Annotated in this window: 15 protein-coding genes; 14 read left to right on the forward strand and 1 reads right to left on the reverse strand. The window is 60.9% G+C overall.

Annotation, left to right across the window (positions count from 1 at the left end; translation table 11 throughout):
- The first annotated feature begins 159 nt into the window (after nt 1–159).
- The 11 genes from edd (at nt 160) to J1D76_RS02265 (ending at nt 13,978) form a co-directional block, all read left to right on the forward strand.
- A complete protein-coding gene (gene edd / locus J1D76_RS02215) occupies nt 160–1,986 on the forward strand; it encodes a phosphogluconate dehydratase (protein ID WP_421136822.1) in 1,827 nt (608 codons plus the stop codon).
- Complete coding sequence (locus J1D76_RS02220; RefSeq protein WP_421136823.1) at nt 1,983–2,933, forward strand: glucokinase; 951 nt, start codon at nt 1,983–1,985, stop codon at nt 2,931–2,933. Before edd ends, J1D76_RS02220 begins: the two co-directional genes overlap by 4 nt.
- Before the next feature lie 176 nt (nt 2,934–3,109).
- Nucleotides 3,110–3,841, forward strand: a complete 732-nt coding sequence (locus J1D76_RS02225) for a response regulator (RefSeq protein WP_421136824.1) — start codon at nt 3,110–3,112, stop codon at nt 3,839–3,841.
- Nucleotides 3,831–5,300, forward strand: a complete 1,470-nt coding sequence (locus tag J1D76_RS02230) for an ATP-binding protein (RefSeq protein WP_421136825.1) — start codon at nt 3,831–3,833, stop codon at nt 5,298–5,300. The genes J1D76_RS02225 and J1D76_RS02230 overlap by 11 nt, the downstream gene beginning before the upstream one ends.
- Nucleotides 5,301–5,432: 132 nt before the next feature.
- The gene (locus J1D76_RS02235) at nt 5,433–6,692 is read left to right on the forward strand and encodes an AGE family epimerase/isomerase (RefSeq protein ID WP_421136826.1); all 1,260 of its coding nucleotides are present in this window, start codon (nt 5,433–5,435) and stop codon (nt 6,690–6,692) included.
- Nucleotides 6,693–6,810: 118 nt separating this feature from the next.
- Nucleotides 6,811–8,112, forward strand: coding sequence for an ABC transporter substrate-binding protein (locus J1D76_RS02240; RefSeq protein ID WP_421136827.1), 1,302 nt, complete (start codon nt 6,811–6,813; stop codon nt 8,110–8,112).
- Nucleotides 8,113–8,249: 137 nt separating this feature from the next.
- A complete protein-coding gene (locus tag J1D76_RS02245; protein WP_421136828.1) occupies nt 8,250–9,158 on the forward strand; it encodes a carbohydrate ABC transporter permease in 909 nt (302 codons plus the stop codon).
- Nucleotides 9,151–9,996, forward strand: a complete 846-nt coding sequence (locus J1D76_RS02250; protein ID WP_421136829.1) for a carbohydrate ABC transporter permease — start codon at nt 9,151–9,153, stop codon at nt 9,994–9,996. The genes J1D76_RS02245 and J1D76_RS02250 overlap by 8 nt, the downstream gene beginning before the upstream one ends.
- A 2-nt stretch (nt 9,997–9,998) precedes the next feature.
- The gene (locus J1D76_RS02255) at nt 9,999–11,159 is read left to right on the forward strand and encodes an ABC transporter ATP-binding protein (RefSeq protein ID WP_421136830.1); all 1,161 of its coding nucleotides are present in this window, start codon (nt 9,999–10,001) and stop codon (nt 11,157–11,159) included.
- Nucleotides 11,160–11,347: 188 nt separating this feature from the next.
- The gene (locus J1D76_RS02260) at nt 11,348–12,694 is read left to right on the forward strand and encodes a carbohydrate porin (RefSeq protein WP_421136831.1); all 1,347 of its coding nucleotides are present in this window, start codon (nt 11,348–11,350) and stop codon (nt 12,692–12,694) included.
- Nucleotides 12,695–13,123: 429 nt separating this feature from the next.
- On the forward strand, nt 13,124–13,978 hold the full coding sequence (locus J1D76_RS02265) for a D-hexose-6-phosphate mutarotase (RefSeq protein WP_421136832.1): 855 nt from the start codon (nt 13,124–13,126) through the stop codon (nt 13,976–13,978).
- Nucleotides 13,979–14,095: 117 nt separating this feature from the next.
- Here the strand turns inward: J1D76_RS02265 and J1D76_RS02270 are convergent, their stop codons facing one another.
- Nucleotides 14,096–14,956: a MurR/RpiR family transcriptional regulator gene (locus tag J1D76_RS02270; RefSeq protein WP_173668879.1), complete on the reverse strand. Its 861-nt coding sequence runs from the start codon at nt 14,954–14,956 to the stop codon at nt 14,096–14,098.
- 228 nt (nt 14,957–15,184) lie between these two features.
- On the opposite strand from J1D76_RS02270, the gene zwf reads away from it, so the two are divergent.
- Genes zwf through J1D76_RS02285 form a run of 3 tightly spaced genes read left to right on the forward strand, consistent with a single transcriptional unit; the run spans nt 15,185 to nt 18,037 of the window.
- Nucleotides 15,185–16,654 (forward strand): glucose-6-phosphate dehydrogenase, encoded by a 1,470-nt coding sequence (zwf, locus tag J1D76_RS02275; RefSeq protein WP_421136833.1) that lies wholly within the window; start codon nt 15,185–15,187, stop codon nt 16,652–16,654.
- Nucleotides 16,641–17,354: a 6-phosphogluconolactonase gene (pgl, locus tag J1D76_RS02280; RefSeq protein WP_421136834.1), complete on the forward strand. Its 714-nt coding sequence runs from the start codon at nt 16,641–16,643 to the stop codon at nt 17,352–17,354. The genes zwf and pgl overlap by 14 nt, the downstream gene beginning before the upstream one ends.
- Nucleotides 17,355–17,371: 17 nt before the next feature.
- Nucleotides 17,372–18,037 (forward strand): bifunctional 4-hydroxy-2-oxoglutarate aldolase/2-dehydro-3-deoxy-phosphogluconate aldolase, encoded by a 666-nt coding sequence (locus tag J1D76_RS02285; RefSeq protein ID WP_421136835.1) that lies wholly within the window; start codon nt 17,372–17,374, stop codon nt 18,035–18,037.
- The last annotated feature ends 85 nt before the right edge of the window (nt 18,038–18,122 follow it).

Raw genomic sequence — 18,122 nt, forward strand, 5'->3', positions numbered from 1 at the left:
ACAAGCCTTTTTGATGGCAATATTTTGTTCAATCTACAACGAGTGACCTGAATCAACTGGTCCAACCGATCAAGAAAACCGTCTGTCATCCCATCGACACCGGCCTTCGATCAGCATAGACAATCAGGTCGCCACATCCGTTAGCCTGGAGTTCTACACATGCATCCCCGCGTCCTTGAGGTCACTGAACGGCTTATCGCCCGCAGCCGCGCCACGCGTGAGGCCTACCTTGCATTGATTCGCGGTGCGGCCAGCGACGGTCCGATGCGCGGTAAGCTGCAATGCGCCAACTTCGCCCATGGCGTAGCCGGTTGCGGCAGCGACGACAAGCACAGCCTGCGGATGATGAACGCCGCGAACATCGCGATTGTTTCGTCCTATAACGACATGCTCTCGGCGCACCAGCCATACGAAGTCTTCCCCGAACAGATCAAGAAGGCCCTGCGCGAAATCGGTTCCGTCGGCCAGTTCGCCGGTGGCACCCCGGCCATGTGCGATGGCGTGACCCAGGGCGAGCCGGGCATGGAGCTGAGCCTGCCGAGCCGCGAAGTGATCGCGCTGTCCACGGCCGTGGCGCTGTCCCACAACATGTTCGACGGCGCGTTGATGCTCGGCATCTGCGACAAGATCGTGCCGGGCCTGATGATGGGCGCGCTGCGCTTCGGTCACCTGCCGATGATTTTCGTGCCGGGCGGGCCGATGGTCTCGGGCATTTCCAACAAGCAGAAAGCCGACGTGCGCCAACGCTATGCCGAAGGCAAGGCGACCCGCGAGGAGCTGCTGGAGTCGGAAATGAATTCCTACCACAGCCCCGGCACCTGTACTTTCTACGGCACCGCCAACACCAACCAGTTGCTGATGGAAGTCATGGGCCTGCACTTGCCGGGCGCGTCTTTCGTCAACCCAAACACGCCGTTGCGTGAAGCCCTGACCCGTGAAGCCGCGCATCAGGTCACCCGCCTGACCAAGCAGAACAGCCACTTCATGCCGATCGGCGAAATCGTCGACGAGCGTTCGCTGGTCAACTCGATTGTCGCGCTGAACGCCACCGGCGGCTCGACTAATCACACCTTGCACATGCCGGCCATCGCCATGTCGGCGGGCATTCAATTGACCTGGCAGGACATGGCGGACCTCTCGGAAGTGGTGCCGACCCTGAGCCACGTCTACCCGAACGGCAAGGCCGACATTAACCACTTTCAGGCGGCGGGTGGCATGTCGTTCCTGATCCGCGAACTGCTGGAAGCCGGGCTGCTCCACGAGAACGTCAACACTGTGATGGGCCACGGCTTGAGCCGCTACACCCAGGAACCGTTCCTCGATAACGGCCAATTGGTGTGGCGTGAGGGCGTGACCGACAGCCTCGATGAAAGCATCCTGCGCCCGGTTGCCCGTGCATTCTCGGCCGAAGGTGGCCTGCGGGTGATGGAAGGCAACCTCGGTCGCGGGGTAATGAAAGTCTCCGCCGTCGCGCTGGAAAACCAGATCGTCGAAGCACCCGCCATGGTGTTCCAGGATCAGCAGGACCTGGCCGATGCGTTCAAGGCCGGTCTGCTGGAGAAAGATTTCGTCGCGGTGATGCGCTTCCAGGGCCCGCGCTCCAACGGCATGCCGGAGTTGCACAAGATGACGCCGTTCCTCGGCGTGTTGCAGGATCGCGGCTTTAAAGTGGCACTGGTGACCGACGGGCGCATGTCCGGCGCGTCGGGGAAAATCCCGGCGGCGATACATGTCAGCCCCGAAGCCTATGTCGGTGGCGCTTTGGCGCGGGTGCAAGAGGGCGATATCATCCGCGTCGATGGCGTCACAGGCACCCTGGAACTTAAGGTGGACGCCGAAGAATTCGCAGCGCGCACGCCGGCCAAGGGTTTGTTGGGCAACAACATCGGCACCGGTCGCGAACTGTTTGGTTTCATGCGCATGGCCTTCAGCTCGGCGGAGCAGGGCGCCAGCGCCTTCACTTCTGCCCTGGAGACGCTTAATTGAAACTGGCTTTGGTCGGTGACATCGGTGGGACCAACGCACGTTTCGCGTTGTGGAAAAACCAGCAACTGGAATCGGTCCAGGTGCTGGCAACGGCGGATCACGCCAGCCCGGAAGAAGCCATCAGTCTGTACCTGAACGGGCTCGGCCTCGCGCCGGGTTCAATCGGCTCGGTGTGCCTGTCGGTGGCCGGCCCGGTGAGCGGCGACGAATTCAAGTTCACCAACAACCACTGGCGCCTGAGCCGCAAAGGCTTTTGCCGGGCGTTGCAGGTCGAGCAGTTGCTGTTGGTCAACGACTTTTCGGCCATGGCCCTGGGCATGACCCGTTTGCAGCCGGGCGAATTCCGCGTGGTCTGCGACGGCACGCCGGAGCCGTTGCGCCCGGCAGTGGTAATTGGCCCGGGCACGGGCCTGGGCGTCGGCACCTTGCTTGATCTGGGCGAGGGCCGTTTTGCCGCGTTGCCGGGGGAGGGCGGTCATGTCGACCTGCCTTTGAGCAGCCCGCGTGAAACCCAATTGTGGCAGCACATCTCCAATGAAATCGGTCACGTCAGTGCTGAAACCGCATTGAGCGGTGGCGGTTTGCCGCGCGTGTATCGGGCGATCTGTGCGGTGGACGGGCATACGCCAGTGCTCGACACCCCGGAAGCCATCACCGCCGCCGGGCTGGCAGGCGACCCGATTGCCGTGGAAGTGCTGGAGCAGTTCTGCTGCTGGCTCGGTCGTGTGGCGGGCAACAACGTGCTGACCACCGGTGGGCGCGGTGGCGTGTACATCGTCGGCGGTGTAATCCCACGCTTTGCCGATTTCTTCCTTGAGAGCGGTTTCGCCAGGTGCTTCGCCGACAAGGGTTGCATGAGCGATTACTTCAAGGGGATTCCGGTGTGGCTGGTGACGGCGCCGTATTCCGGTCTTGTTGGAGCAGGAGTAGCGCTCGAACAGGCTTGAGACCGAGTCGCCTTCATCGCTGGCAAGCCAGCTCCTACAGGATCACCGGCATTCCCGGAATGTGCACATAACCCTGTAGGAGCTGGCTTGCCAGCGAAGAGGCCAGTACAGGCAACAAATTACCAAGGTTCATCAGGCATAATCCGCCCCAATTCCAATATCAAGGACGCCGCCCCGTGAGCTCAGTCAACAAGTCGATTTTGTTGGTCGATGACGATCAAGAGATACGCGAGTTGCTGGACACCTACCTGACCCGCGCCGGGTTCCAGGTGCGTACCACGCCCGACGGCGCCGGTTTTCGCCAGGCCCTGAACGACGCGCCGGCTGACCTGGTGATCCTTGACGTGATGCTGCCCGACGAGGATGGCTTCAGCCTGTGCCGTTGGATTCGCCAGCACCCACGCCAGGCGCAGGTGCCGATCATCATGCTCACCGCCAGTTCCGACGAAGCCGACCGCGTCATAGGCCTGGAGCTGGGTGCTGACGATTATCTCGGCAAGCCATTCAGCCCACGGGAGTTGCAGGCGCGGATCAAGGCCTTGTTGCGCCGCGCGCAATTTGGCCAGGAGCGTAACGGCGGTGAGGTGCTGGCGTTCGATGACTGGCGCCTGGACATGGTCAGCCACCGGCTGTTCCACATCGACGGCGAAGAGGTGATTCTGTCGGGCGCCGATTTCGCGCTGCTGAAGCTGTTCCTCGATCATCCGCAGGAAATCCTCGACCGCGACACCATCGGCAACGCCACCCGTGGCCGCGAACTGATGCCTCTCGACCGCATCGTCGACATGGCGGTCAGCCGCTTGCGCCAGCGCCTGCGCGACACCGAAAAACCGCCACGATTGATACGCACCGTGCGTGGCAGCGGCTATCAACTGGCAGCCAATGTGGTTGCCAGCAATGGCCACTGAGATCATCCGCAAACTCGTGGCCAAGGTGCCCATGCCGCACTCACTGCTCGGACGGATGTTGCTGCTGACGCTGCTTGCGGTGTTGTTCGCGCAGACCCTGTCCAGCGTGATCTGGGTATCGCAACTGCGGGCCACGCAGCTTGAAGGCCTGGTCACCAGCGCCCGCAGCCTGGCCCATTCGATGACCGCCAGTGTCAGTTATTTTCGCTCGTTGCCGGTGGCGTTTCGGCCCTTGGTGCTCGATCAGTTGCGCAGCATGGGCGGCACCCGGTTCGTGGTGACGCTCAACGACAAGCCGCTGGGCATGGAAGTGTTGCCCATCACCCCGCGCAAAGCGGCCGTGCTCAAGGCCGTGGACGAGGTGCTGCGCCAATCCCTTGGGCATGACGCCGATATCTCGGTGACCTTCGTCAGCCCCGAAGACCTGCGGATTTTCAACGCCGGCCTGAAACTCGACGAGTTGCCTCGCTCCTGGGCGCATTACGCACTGACACTTGAGCCGGTGAATCCACCGGTGCTGGTCACCCAGATCCAGATGGCGCCGGGCGAATGGCTGTACATCGCCTCGCTGTTGCCTGAGCCCTACACCAGTCTTGAAGAGCAAGGCCTGCCGGCGCAGCAAGTGTGGTTCATCGTGCTCACCAGCGGTTTCCTGTTGTTGTTCATTGGCCTGCTGGTGCACTGGCAAAGTCGCCCGCTCAAGCGCCTGGCGCGGGCGGCGCGGGATCTGTCGCTGGGAGCCGACGTCGAGCCGGTGGCCGAAGGCGGCGGCAGCGAAGTGGTCGAAGTGGGGCGTGCGTTCAACACCATGCGCGAGCGCATCAGCCGTTACCTGACCGAGCGCAGCCAGTTGTTCAGCGCGATCTCCCATGACTTGCGCACGCCGATCACCCGGCTGCGGTTGCGCGTCGAGTTGCTGGAAGATGAAACGCTGCAAGCCAAGTTCGGCCGCGACCTGGATGAGCTGGAATTGTTGGTCAAGGGTGCGTTGCAATGCGTGAAGGACACCGACATTCACGAGAACATCGAACCGGTGGACCTCAATCATGTGCTCGATTGCCTGGTGGAGCCGTACCTGGCGCCCAACGGCAACGGTCGCGTGACCCAGCAGGGGCGGGCGCTGGCGGCGTATCCCGGCAAGCCGCTGGCGCTCAAGCGCTGCATCGGCAACCTGATCGACAACGCCCTGAAGTACGGTCAGAACGCCCACCTGCATATCGATGACGATGACAGTGCATTCATCCTGCATGTCGATGACGAAGGGCCGGGCGTGCCGGAACAGCGGCTGGAGCAGGTGTTCGAACCGCACTTTCGTTTGGCCGGGCAGCAGCAGGGTTATGGCTTGGGGCTGGGGATTGCCCGCAACATTGCCCATAGTCACGGTGGTGAGGTCAGCTTGCAGAATCTGCGTGAGGGCGGGCTGCGCGTGACCCTGCAACTACCCCGCTCGCAGGACTGACACCTCGCCACAGGAAATCAATTGCTTCGGGAATGTCACAAGCCAGTGACATAAGTCCTCCCCTTCGTTACAAGCCCGCCTGCGTCCGTTGTTTATGCTGCCCCGCAGTCATAACAACAAAAAAGGTACGCCATGGACACCTTCCAACCGGCCTTCAGCAGTTGGCTGAACGCACCTGCCCATCAGCAATGGCTCGCCGCCGAAGGCTTGCGGTTGCTGGCGTTTGCCAAAGCGTCGAAGTTGCCTGAGGGCTTTGGCAACCTCGATGAAAAAGGTCAGCTTCCGGCGGATGCCCAAGCCCAGACCATGAACACCGCCCGCATGACCCACAGCTTCGCCATGGCCCACATCCAGGGCTTGCCGGGGTTTGTCGAGCTGGTCGATCACGGCATTGCCGCGCTGCGCGGGCCGTTGCGCGATGCGCTGCATGGCGGCTGGTTCGCGACCGCCGAACACCGCGACGGCAATACCGGCAAGAACGCCTACCTGCATGCCTTCGTCGCGCTGGCCGCGAGTTCGGCGGTGGTGGCGCAGCGTCCCGGCGCACAGGCCTTGCTCGATGACGCCATCGACATCATCGATACGTATTTCTGGAGCGAAGAAGAAGGCGCCATGCGCGAGTTCTTCAGCCGCGACTGGAGTGAGGAGGAGGCGTACCGGGGCGCCAACAGCAACATGCACGCCACCGAAGCCTTCCTCGCCCTGGCCGATGTCACCGATGACAACCGATGGCTGAGCCGTGCGCAGCGCATTGTCGAGCGAGTGATTCACCATCATGCCGCTGCCAACGGCTACCGGGTGATCGAGCATTTCGACCGCGCCTGGCATCCCCTGCGCGACTACAACCGTGACAATCCGGCGGACGGCTTTCGCCCCTACGGCACCACGCCGGGCCATGGTTTCGAATGGGCGCGGCTGCTGTTGCAACTCGAGGCATCGCGAGTGAAGGCCGGGATGCTCACACCGGGCTGGCTGGTCACCGACGCGCAAAAACTCTTCGAGCACAACTGCCTGCACGGTTGGAACATCGATGGCGCACCGGGCATTGTCTACACCCTCGACTGGGACAATAAAGCGGTGGTCCGTCATCGCCTGCACTGGACCCATTGCGAAGCCAGTGCCGCCGCCAGTGCGCTGCTCAAGCGAACCGGTGAAGCGCAGTACGAACACTGGTACCGACTGTTCTGGGAATTTTGTGACAGTCATTTCATTGACCGCGAAGACGGCAGCTGGCATCACGAACTCGACCCGCTGAACCGCCCGAGTGCCGATATCTGGCCGGGCAAACCGGATCTGTATCACGCCTGGCAGGCGGTGCTCGTTCCTCGTCTACCCTTGTCACCCAGTATGGCCACTGCGCTAGCGCAGCGGTTCCAGAGCACTCCTGTGTAACCATGTGGTGACATTCGGGCATCCCTTCGTTACCTGCGGGGGGAGACGTCCTGTTTAAACTCCTGTGCAGCGCAAGCACCAGACTTGCATGCATAACAACAAGAAAGGTACATCTCAGATGAATGCGATTTCTCGCCTCGCTACTGTCATTTCTGTCGCCTCCCTGTTCCCGCTCGCTATCTTGCCGCTCAGTGTTTGCGCTGCCGAATCCAAAGGTTCGGTGGAAGTTGTGCATTGGTGGACGTCTGGCGGTGAAAAGGCTGCCGTTGATGTACTCAAGGCCCAAGTTGAAAAGGACGGTTTCACCTGGAAAGACGGCGCCGTCGCCGGTGGTGGCGGTGCAACGGCCATGACCGTGCTCAAAAGCCGTGCCGTAGCCGGTAACCCGCCAGGCGTGGCCCAGATCAAGGGTCCGGACATCCAGGAATGGGCGTCGACCGGCCTGCTCGACACCGACGTCCTGAAGGACGTTGCCAAAGAAGAGAAGTGGGACAGCCTGCTCGACAAGAAAGTCTCCGATACCGTGAAGTACGACGGTGACTACGTCGCTGTGCCGGTGAACATTCACCGCGTGAACTGGCTGTGGATCAACCCGGAAGTCTTCAAGAAAGCCGGCATCACCAAGAACCCGACCACCCTCGAAGAATTCTACGCCGCCGGCGACAAGCTCAAGGCGGCAGGCTTCATCCCGCTCGCCCACGGTGGCCAGCCTTGGCAGGACAGCACCGTGTTCGAAGCCGTGGTGCTGTCGGTCATGGGTGTCGATGGTTACAAGAAAGCCCTGGTTGACTTGGACAACAGCGCGCTGACCGGCCCGGAAATGGTCAAGGCGCTGACCGAGCTGAAGAAAGTCGCGACCTACATGGATGCCGACGGCAAGGGTCAGGACTGGAACCTGGAAGCGGCCAAGGTCATCAATGGCAAGGCCGGCATGCAGATCATGGGTGACTGGGCCAAGTCCGAATGGACCGCTGCCAAGAAAGTCGCCGGCAAGGACTACGAGTGCGTAGCGTTCCCGGGCACCGACAAGGCGTTCACCTACAACATCGACTCGCTGGCGGTGTTCAAGCAGAAAGACAAAGGCACCGCTGCCGGTCAGCAGGACATCGCCAAAGTCGTGCTGGGTGAGAACTTCCAAAAGGTCTTCAGCATCAACAAGGGTTCTATCCCGGTGCGTAACGACATGCTGGCTGACATGGGCAAGTACGGTTTCGACTCGTGCGCCCAGACTGCGGCCAAGGACTTCCTGGCAGACGCCAAATCCGGTGGCTTGCAGCCGAGCATGGCGCACAACATGGCGACCACGCTGGCCGTCCAGGGCGCGTTCTTTGACGTAGTGACCAACTACATCAACGACCCAAAAGCCGACCCGGCCGATGCCGCCAAGAAACTCGGCGCAGCGATTCAGTCGGCCAAGTAATCCTTGGCCCCTGTAGGAGTGAGCCTGCTCGCGATAGCAGTTTGTCAGGTAACAGATTCATCAACTGACACACCACAATCGCGAGCAGGCTCACTCCTACAAGGGAATGCCCTGTCATCTTTATTCTGGATTTCCCCATGAGTTCTGTTGCTGTGTTCAGCAAGGCCTCGCCGTTCGATGCATTGCAGCGCTGGCTCCCAAAGCTGGTGCTGGCGCCGAGCATGTTCATCGTTCTGGTGGGCTTCTATGGCTACATCCTGTGGACGTTCGTTCTGTCGTTCACCACCTCGACCTTCCTGCCCAATTACAAGTGGGCGGGCTTGGCGCAATACGCGCGCCTGTTCGACAACGACCGCTGGTGGGTGGCGAGCAAGAACCTGGCGCTGTTCGGCGGCATGTTCATCGGCATCACCCTGGTCCTCGGCGTACTGCTGGCAGTGTTCCTCGACCAGCGCATCCGTCGTGAAGGTTTTATCCGCACCATTTACCTGTACCCGATGGCGCTCTCGATGATCGTCACCGGTACCGCCTGGAAATGGCTGCTCAACCCGGGCATGGGCCTGGACAAATTGTTGCGCGACTGGGGCTGGGAAGGCTTCCGCCTGGACTGGCTGATCGACCCCGATCGCGTGGTGTATTGCCTGGTGATTGCGGCCGTGTGGCAAGCCTCGGGCTTCATCATGGCGATGTTCCTGGCCGGCCTGCGTGGCGTTGACCAATCGATCATCCGCGCCGCGCAGATCGACGGCGCGAGCATGCCGACGATCTACTGGAAAGTGGTGCTGCCAAGCCTGCGTCCGGTGTTCTTCAGTGCCGTGATGATCCTGGCGCACATCGCCATCAAGAGCTTCGACCTGGTGGCGGCGATGACCGCCGGTGGCCCGGGTTATTCCTCCGACCTGCCAGCGATGTTCATGTACTCCTTCACCTTCAGTCGCGGCCAGATGGGCATGGGCTCGGCCAGTGCGATTCTGATGCTCGGTGCGATTCTCGCGATCATCGTGCCTTACCTGTACTCCGAGCTGAGGACCAAGCGTCATGACTAGTCTCGCTGCCAAACCGCCCGTCAGCCTGAGCCGCATCGCGATCTACGCGGTGCTGATCCTCGCTGTCCTGCTTTACCTGATCCCGCTGGTGGTCATGCTGTTGACCAGCTTCAAGACCCCGGAAGACATCAGCACCGGCAACCTGCTGAGCTGGCCGACCGTGGTCACCGGCATCGGCTGGATCAAGGCCTGGGCCACCGTTGACGGCTACTTCTGGAACTCGATCAAGATCACCGTTCCGGCTGTGTTGATCTCCACCGCCATCGGTGCATTGAACGGCTACGTGTTGTCGATGTGGCGTTTTCGCGGTTCGCAGTTGTTCTTCGGCCTGCTGCTGTTCGGCTGCTTCCTGCCGTTCCAGACCGTGCTGCTGCCGGCCTCGTTCACCCTCGGCAAGATGGGTCTGGCGAGCACCACCACCGGCCTGGTGTTCATTCACGTGGTCTACGGCCTGGCGTTCACCACGCTGTTCTTCCGTAACTACTACGTGAGCATTCCGGATGCACTGGTGAAGGCTGCACGCCTCGACGGCGCAGGCTTCTTCACCATTTTCCGGCGGATCATCCTGCCGATGTCGACCCCGATCATCATGGTTTGCCTGATCTGGCAATTCACCCAGATCTGGAATGACTTCCTGTTCGGCGTGGTGTTCTCCAGCGGTGATTCGCAACCGATCACGGTGGCGCTGAACAACCTGGTCAACACCAGCACCGGGGCCAAGGAATACAACGTGGACATGGCAGCGGCGATGATCGCCGGGCTGCCGACCCTGCTGGTCTATGTGGTCGCAGGCAAGTATTTCGTGCGCGGGCTGACGGCCGGCGCAGTCAAGGGGTAATCATGGCAACGCTCGAACTTCGCAACGTCAACAAGACCTACGGTGCCGGCCTGCCGGACACCCTGAAGAACATCGAACTGTCGATCAAGGACGGTGAGTTCCTGATCCTCGTCGGCCCCTCGGGCTGCGGCAAGTCGACCCTGATGAACTGCATCGCCGGCCTGGAGACCATCACCGGCGGCGCGATCATGATCGGCGACCAGGACGTCAGCGGCATGAGCCCCAAGGATCGTGACATCGCCATGGTGTTCCAGTCCTACGCGCTGTACCCGACCATGAGCGTGCGCGAGAACATCGAATTCGGTCTGAAGATCCGCAAGATGAGCCAGTCGGCGATCGACGAGGAAGTCGCTCGCGTGGCCAAGTTGCTGCAAATCGAACACTTGCTCAATCGCAAGCCGGGCCAGCTCTCTGGTGGCCAGCAACAGCGTGTAGCGATGGGCCGTGCGCTGGCGCGGCGGCCGAAGATCTACCTGTTCGACGAACCGCTGTCCAACCTCGACGCCAAGCTGCGGGTCGAGATGCGCACTGAAATGAAACTGATGCACCAGCGCCTGAAAACCACCACGGTCTACGTGACCCACGACCAGATCGAAGCGATGACCCTGGGCGACAAGGTGGCGGTAATGAAGGACGGGATCATCCAGCAGTTCGGCACGCCGAAAGAGATCTACAACGACCCGGCCAACCTGTTCGTGGCGAGCTTCATCGGCTCGCCGCCGATGAACTTCATCCCGCTGCGTTTGCAGCGCAAGGACGGTCGCCTGCTGGCACTGCTCGACAGCGGCCAGGCCCGTTGCGAGCTGCCGATGAGCATGCAGGACGCCGGTCTTGAGGATCGCGAAGTGATCCTCGGCCTGCGTCCTGAACAGATCGTGCTGGCGAGCGGCGAGGGTAATGGTTTGCCGAGCATCAAGGCTGAAGTGCAAGTCACCGAGCCAACCGGTCCTGACACACTGGTGTTCGTCAACCTCAACGACACCAAGGTCTGCTGCCGCCTGGCGCCGGACGTTGCTCCGGCCGTGGGCGAGACCCTGACCCTGCAATTCGATCCGTCGAAAGTGCTGCTGTTCGATGCCAAGACCGGGGAGCGTTTGGGTGTTGCAAGCGTGCTGAAAACTGAATCGCACGGTGCGAATGTCGCCCAATTCAAGGGCCGCTGAAGAACAAAACTGTAGGAACGAGCCTTTGTGGCGAGGGGGCTTGCCTCCGTTGGGGGCGAAGTACCCCTCAGACCTGTCACAGGCTCGGTCCACAGAGGGGACACGCGGCGGATAGATTGGTATCCGTCGCAACTGATGTAACCGCGTTGGAAAGCAAAAGTTAATAACAATAAAACGAGGATGTAGGGATGAAGATGAAGAACAAGGCCCGGTTGATCTGCCAAGTGTCAGCAGCGGCAGCACTGGTTCTGGCCGGCAATGCCATGGCCGCAGAAGCGTTCAGCTCCGACTCCAAGTGGATGACGGGCGACTGGGGCGGCGAGCGTACCAAGCTGATCGAGCAAGGTATCGATATCAAGATGGACTACGTCGGTGAAGTCGGTGGCAACCTGCACGGCGGCTTCAATGATGACAAGACTGCACGCTACAGCGACCAGTTCGGCCTGGGGGCGGCACTGGACCTGCAAAAACTGCTGGGTTGGGATAACACCCAGGCCAAGATCCAGCTGACCAACCGTAACGGCGAGAACATCTCCAACGACCGTATCGGCGACCCGCGTGCTGGCACCTTGAGTTCCTCCCAGGAAGTCTACGGTCGCGGCCACATGGTCCGTCTGACCCAGTTGTGGATTCAGCACCAGTTCTTCGACAACAAACTCGACGTCAAGGCCGGTTACTTCGGTGAAGGCGAAGACTTCAACACCTTCCCGTGCGAATTCCAGAACCTGGCGTTCTGTGGCTCCCAAGTGGGTAACTGGGCCACCAACATCTGGTACAACTGGCCGGTCAGCCAGGCGGCAATCCGCGTGAAGTACAACATCAATGACGAGCTCTACGCTCAGATTGGTGCGTACAACCAGAACCCGTCGCAACTGGAGCACGGCAACGGCTTCAAGCTCAGCGGTAGCGGCACTGCCGGTACTGTACTGCCGGTCGAGTTGGTCTGGTCGCCGAAGGTCAATACCCTGCCGGGCGAATACCGTGTCGGTTACTACAAAAGCACCGCGCCAGCCGACGACGTCCTCGAAGACGACAACGGCCAGAACGCTGCGACCAGCGGCAACCCGTATCGTGTCCACGATAGCAAGCACGGCTACTGGTTCGTCGCGCAACAGCAACTCACCAGCCACAACGGTGACGCTTCGCGCGGCCTGAACATTGCGGCCAATGCCACGTTCCACGACAAGGACACCAACTTCATCGACAACTACCAGTCGCTGATGTTTGTGTACAAGGGCCCGTTCGACGCGCGTCCGAAGGATGACGTGGGCATCGGTTTCGCCCGTATCCATGTCAACGACGACGTGAAGAAAAACGCCGAGCTGGTCAACGCTTCCAACGGTGTGACGGACTACAACGACCCGGTGTTCTCGCCGATTCGTGAGACCGAATACAACTACGAGCTCAACTATGGTTTCCACGTCACCAACTGGCTGACCGTGCGTCCTAACCTGCAATACATCACCCACCCAGGTGGCGTGGATGAAGTCGACAACGCGCTGGTGGCCGGCCTGAAAATTCAGTCGGTGTTCTAACGCGTCTGCGATAAGCTTCGCTCCATGTGCGCATATTTGCGGACAGCCAAGGCTGTCCGCTTTTTTTTGTCTCTTTCACTGGCGTGTGGATCACTTCATTTTCGACTCGGACGCGATCTTCTGTAGGAGCTGGCTTGCCAGCGAAGGTCGTTAACGATAACGCGTGTGAACTGGATAAATGCGGCGCACTTGAGTCCATCGCCAGCAAGCCGGCTCCTACAGTTTCCCGGGATTGCGTGAAGAACCTCTTTTTTTGCGGTGAATCCAGTGGGCTTGGTTTAGTGCCTTTGTGGCAAGGGAGCTTGCTCCCGCTGGACTGCGCAGCAGGCCTTCTGTTGGGGGCGCTTCGCACCCCAGCGGAAGCAAGCTCCCTACCACAGATAATTTCAGTGACTGTTAGTACCCCCATGTTTTCCAGGACCGTAGTCAATGCTTGAGCATCCGCTACAACGCTTCTTCAAATCCTTGCGCGGCCGTCCGGTGTTTGCGTGGGAGCGCTATCAGATGCGCGACGTGCTGGTGATCGACCATCCGTTGTGCCAGGCGGTGTTCAGTCGCCAGGGCGCGCAGTTGTTGCACTTCCAGCCCACGGGCCAGAAACCCTGGCTGTGGTGCGCGGCGAAGTGGCCGCAGGTCGGCGCCATTCGCGGTGGCGTGCCGGTGTGCTGGCCGTGGTATGGCCGTCACCCGAGCGAAAACGCCTGGCCGTCCCATGGTTGGGCGCGGTTGCTCGACTGGAAGTTGCTCGACAGCGAGAGTGATGACGATGGCGTGCGATTGCACTGGCAATTGAAGTTGTGCGACTGGCAAGTGGACCTGCAGGCGCACCTGGGTGAGCGCATGGAACTGCGCCTGAGCACCGAGCATCAGGATGATTTGCCGTGCCAGTTGAGCCAGGCGTTGCACGCTTACTGGCGTATTGGCGCTGTCAGCGAGATAGCGCTGTCCGGGCTCGAAGGCGCGCAAGGTTACGACCAGTTGAGCCGACAGGTGTGTCAGCAGGAAGGCGAGCTACGGGTGGACGGCGGCTGTCAGCGGGTATTCCAGCATGAAGGCGAACTACAGCTCAATGATCACGCCTGGCAGCGGGCGTTATGCATCGATACCGGGGATACGGCCGACACAGTGGTGTGGCATCCCGGGGCGCGGCCATTGCTGGGCGTGACCTGGAATGAAGTGAATGAATTTGTCTGTGTCGAAGCGGCGAGCGGTGGTACCGACAGCTTGTGCCTTGCACCTGGGGAGCGGGCGCATTTGAGTTTGCAGGCGCGGGCGGGGGGGTAGCGAAGGGGCGAGGTGTAGCGGATGACGCTTTCGCTGGCAAGCCAGCTCCTACAGGTCCGATGCAATCCGTGTAGGAGCCGGCTTGCCAGCGAAGAGGCCGGATCCGGCAATAGAGATCTAGTTGAACTCATCCCCAACCGGATACCGGCTCGCATTCAAGCTCTCTTTGATCTTGCGTAAATGCGGCTGGAAATCCACGCCCCGGCGCAAGGTCATGCCGGTGGCGAGTACGTCCAGCACGGTCAACTGGATGATCCGCGACGTCATCGGCATGTAGATGTCGGTGTCTTCTGGCAGCGGAATGTTCAGGCTCAGGGTGCTGGCCTTGGCCAGCGGCGAGTTCTCGGCGGTCAGGCCCAGTACCGAAGCGCCGTTTTCCCGGGCGATGCGCGCCACTTCCACCAGTTCGCGGGTGCGGCCGGTGTAGGAAATGATCACGAACAGCTCGCCGGTGTGGGCCACCGAGGCAATCATCCGCTGCATCAGTACGTCGGCATGGGCGGTAACGGCCAGGTTGAAGCGGAAGAACTTGTGCTGCGCATCCAGCGCCACCGGGGCCGAGGCGCCGAGGCCGAAGAAGTGGATTTGCCGGGCCTGGATCAGCAAGTCGACGGCACGGCTGATCAGGTTTGGATCAAGCGCCTGCAAGGCGCTGTCCAAAGAGGCGATGGCGCTGCCGAAAATCTTCTTGGTATATGCCTCGGGATTGTCATCGGCTTCGACCGCGCGGCTGACATACGCCGCGCCACTGGCCAGGCTCTGAGCCAACTGAAGCTTGAGTTCCGGGTAGCCACTGACGCCGAACGAGCGGCAGAAACGGTTGACCGTCGGTTCACTGACCGAGGCCGCCTGGGCGAGGGCGGCGATGCTGAAGCGGGTGGCCTGCTGCGGGTTGAGCAGGATCACCTCGGCGACTTTGCGTTCGGCCTTGTTCAGCTCTTCAAGGCGACTCTGGATTTGCTCCAGTAAATTTCGCACGCGGTCCATATAAGTATCCTTGATTCACCGGCACCGATAAGCGCGCGGCTAATGCAAAAAGGGCCTTTGGTGAGGCCCGTCACGGTGGCCTATCCTACTGATGGCTCCGACCGACCACCACTCGGAATCTGTATTTTGCGAAAATGTTGTAGTTATTACTACATTTTCCCTTGAGTGATGCCTTGAAAAAAGGTATTTGTAGCTTAACTTGATAAAAGAACAAACATCATGCTCTCGATTACGGTTGAACCGTGCACCTTTGCCTTGTTCGGCGCCCTTGGCGACCTGGCCTTGCGCAAGCTGTTTCCTGCCCTCTATCAACTTGACGGCGCAGGCCTCTTGCACGAGGACACGCGGATCATCGCGCTGGCCCGTGAGCCGGGCAGCGAGCAGGAACACCTGACGTTCATCGCCTCCGAGCTGCGCCGCTATGTCGGTGCCAAAGAGCTCGATGACGCCGTGGTCGAGCGTTTCCTGGCGCGCCTGAGCTACCTGCACGTCGACTTCCTCAACCCTGACGATTACGTGGCCCTGGCTGAATCGGCCGGTACGGCGCAACGGGTCATCGCCTACTTCGCTACGCCGGCTGCGGTCTACGGGGCGATCTGCGAGAACCTGGCCAAGGTCGGCCTCGCGGAAAATACCCGCGTGGTGCTGGAAAAGCCCATCGGTTCGGACCTGGAATCCTCGCGCAAGGTGAACGACGCCGTGGCGCAGTTTTTCCCGGAAAACCGCACCTACCGCATCGACCACTACCTGGGCAAAGAGACGGTACAAAACCTGATCGCCCTGCGTTTCGCCAACAGCCTGTTCGAGACCCAGTGGAACCAGAACTACATTTCCCACGTGGAAATCACCGTGGCCGAGAAGGTCGGTATCGAAGGCCGTTGGGGTTACTTCGACAAGGCCGGTCAGTTGCGCGACATGATCCAGAACCACCTGCTGCAACTGCTTTGCCTGATCGCCATGGACCCGCCCGCCGACCTGTCCGCCGACAGCATCCGCGACGAGAAGGTCAAGGTGCTCAAGGCCCTGGCGCCGATCAGCCCGGAAGGCCTGACCACCCAAGTCGTGCGCGGCCAGTACATCGCCGGCTACAGCGAAGGCAAAGCCGTGCCGGGCTACTTGGAAGAACCCAATTCCAACACCCAGAGCGACACCGAAACCTTCGTCGCCCTGCGTGCCGACATCCGCAACTGGCGCTGGGCTGGCGTGCCGTTCTACTTGCGTACTGGCAAGCGCATGCCGCAGAAGTTGTCGCAGATCGTCATCCACTTCAAGGAACCGTCGCATTACATTTTCGCTCCCGAGCAGCGCTTGCAAATCAGCAACAAGCTGATTATCCGCCTGCAGCCGGACGAAGGCATTTCCTTGCGCGTGATGACGAAAGACCAAGGCCTGGACAAGGGCATGCAGCTGCGAAGCGGTCCGTTGCAGCTGAATTTTTCCGACACCTGGAGCAGCGCACGGATTCCCGATGCCTACGAACGGTTGTTGCTGGAAGTGATGCGCGGCAATCAGAACCTGTTTGTCCGTAAAGATGAAATCGAAGCCGCGTGGAAGTGGTGTGACCAGTTGATCGCCGGGTGGAAAAAATCCGGTGATGCGCCCAAGCCGTACGCGGCCGGGTCCTGGGGGCCGATGAGCTCCATTGCTCTGATCACGCGGGACGGGAGGTCGTGGTATGGCGATATCTAAATTGAAACTGCCTCAGGGTGTAACGGCCCTTGAGTTCAAGAACCCGGTGCAATTGGCTGAAGGCCAGGCATTGGCAGTGGCCCAGCAATTGCGAGACGCGATGGCAGCCCAGGGCACGGCGACCCTGGTGGTGTCCGGTGGCCGCAGCCCGGTGGCGTTTTTCCAGCAGTTGGCCAAGCAGACGCTGGATTGGTCGAGCGTGGTGGTCAGCCTGGCCGACGAGCGGTGGGTGCCGGTGGAACACGCCGACAGCAACGCCGGCCTGCTCAAGCGTTACCTGCTGCAAGGCCCGGCGGCCAAGGCGAAGTTCCTCAGCCTGTACAGCGCCAGCGCCAATCTGGAAGACGCTGCCGAGCAGGCCGACCGTTTGCTGTCCGAGCTGCCGGCGATCGACGTGCTGATCCTTGGCATGGGCGACGACGGCCACACGGCTTCGCTGTTCCCCAACAGCCCGAACTTGGCCGAGGCGTTGCAGGTCGATGGCGTGCGTCGTTGCTGGCCAATGATGGCGCCGACTGTACCGCGTCAACGCCTGACCATGAGCCGGGCGCTGCTGGCGTCGGCCAAACACAAGATTCTGTCGATTTCCGGTCAGTCCAAGCTGACCACCCTGAGTAACGCACTGGCCGGTAACGACGTCGCCGCCATGCCGGTGCGCGCATTTCTGCAACCTACGTTAGAGATTTACTGGTGCCCATGAGCCAAGGAACAGCCGCTATGACAAACCTATCCCCGACCGTTTCCATGGCGGATAAAGTTGCCCTGATCGACAGCCTCTGCGCCAAGGCGCGGATCCTGCCGGTGATCACCATCGTTCGCGAGCAGGACGTCCTGCCGCTGGCCGACGCCCTCGCGGCCGGTGGCCTGACGGCCCTGGAAGTGACCCTGCGCTCGCAGTTCGGCCTCAAGGCTATCCAGATCCTGCGCGAGCAGCGCCCGGAGCTGGTGACCGGTGCCGGCACGGTGCTGGATCGCCAGATGCTGGCGGCGGCAGAAGCGGCAGGCTCGCAGTTCATCGTCACGCCAGGCATCACCCGTGACCTGCTTGAAGCCAGCGTCGCCAGCTCGATCCCGCTGCTGCCGGGCATCAGCAATGCCTCGGGCATCATGGAAGGCTATGGCCTGGGCTATCGCCGCTTCAAGCTGTTTCCGGCGGAAGTCAGCGGCGGCGTCGCGGCCATCAAGGCCCTGGGCGGCCCGTTCGGCGAAGTGAAATTCTGCCCAACCGGCGGCGTGGGTCCGGCCAATATCAAGAGCTACATGGCATTGAAAAACGTCATGTGCGTGGGCGGTAGCTGGATGCTCGATCCGGAGTGGATCAAGAACGGCGACTGGGCCCGTATTCAGGAATGCACCGCCGAGGCCTTGGCGCTGCTGGACTGATCGCTACACCCTACACCTCGTTGTGTGTTCTACGGCTTTACGGTGCGCTTGGTCGGTGCACCGTTTTTTTTGCCCGCACGAAAGT

Source organism: Pseudomonas sp. NFX15, assembly GCF_049132105.1.
Lineage (GTDB): Bacteria > Pseudomonadota > Gammaproteobacteria > Pseudomonadales > Pseudomonadaceae > Aquipseudomonas.

What these genes read in the sequence shown, in the direction of transcription:
- J1D76_RS02245 (WP_421136828.1), top strand. Translation starts at nt 8,250, where the DNA reads ATGAGTTCTGTTGCTGTGTTCAGCAAGGCCTCGCCGTTCGATGCATTG.
- J1D76_RS02260 (WP_421136831.1), top strand. Translation starts at nt 11,348, where the DNA reads ATGAAGATGAAGAACAAGGCCCGGTTGATCTGCCAAGTGTCAGCAGCG.
- pgl (WP_421136834.1), top strand. Translation starts at nt 16,641, where the DNA reads ATGGCGATATCTAAATTGAAACTGCCTCAGGGTGTAACGGCCCTTGAG.
- J1D76_RS02265 (WP_421136832.1), top strand. Translation starts at nt 13,124, where the DNA reads ATGCTTGAGCATCCGCTACAACGCTTCTTCAAATCCTTGCGCGGCCGT.
- J1D76_RS02285 (WP_421136835.1), top strand. Translation starts at nt 17,372, where the DNA reads ATGACAAACCTATCCCCGACCGTTTCCATGGCGGATAAAGTTGCCCTG.
- edd (WP_421136822.1), top strand. Translation starts at nt 160, where the DNA reads ATGCATCCCCGCGTCCTTGAGGTCACTGAACGGCTTATCGCCCGCAGC.
- J1D76_RS02235 (WP_421136826.1), top strand. Translation starts at nt 5,433, where the DNA reads ATGGACACCTTCCAACCGGCCTTCAGCAGTTGGCTGAACGCACCTGCC.
- J1D76_RS02255 (WP_421136830.1), top strand. Translation starts at nt 9,999, where the DNA reads ATGGCAACGCTCGAACTTCGCAACGTCAACAAGACCTACGGTGCCGGC.
- zwf (WP_421136833.1), top strand. Translation starts at nt 15,185, where the DNA reads ATGCTCTCGATTACGGTTGAACCGTGCACCTTTGCCTTGTTCGGCGCC.
- J1D76_RS02230 (WP_421136825.1), top strand. Translation starts at nt 3,831, where the DNA reads ATGGCCACTGAGATCATCCGCAAACTCGTGGCCAAGGTGCCCATGCCG.
- J1D76_RS02240 (WP_421136827.1), top strand. Translation starts at nt 6,811, where the DNA reads ATGAATGCGATTTCTCGCCTCGCTACTGTCATTTCTGTCGCCTCCCTG.
- J1D76_RS02250 (WP_421136829.1), top strand. Translation starts at nt 9,151, where the DNA reads ATGACTAGTCTCGCTGCCAAACCGCCCGTCAGCCTGAGCCGCATCGCG.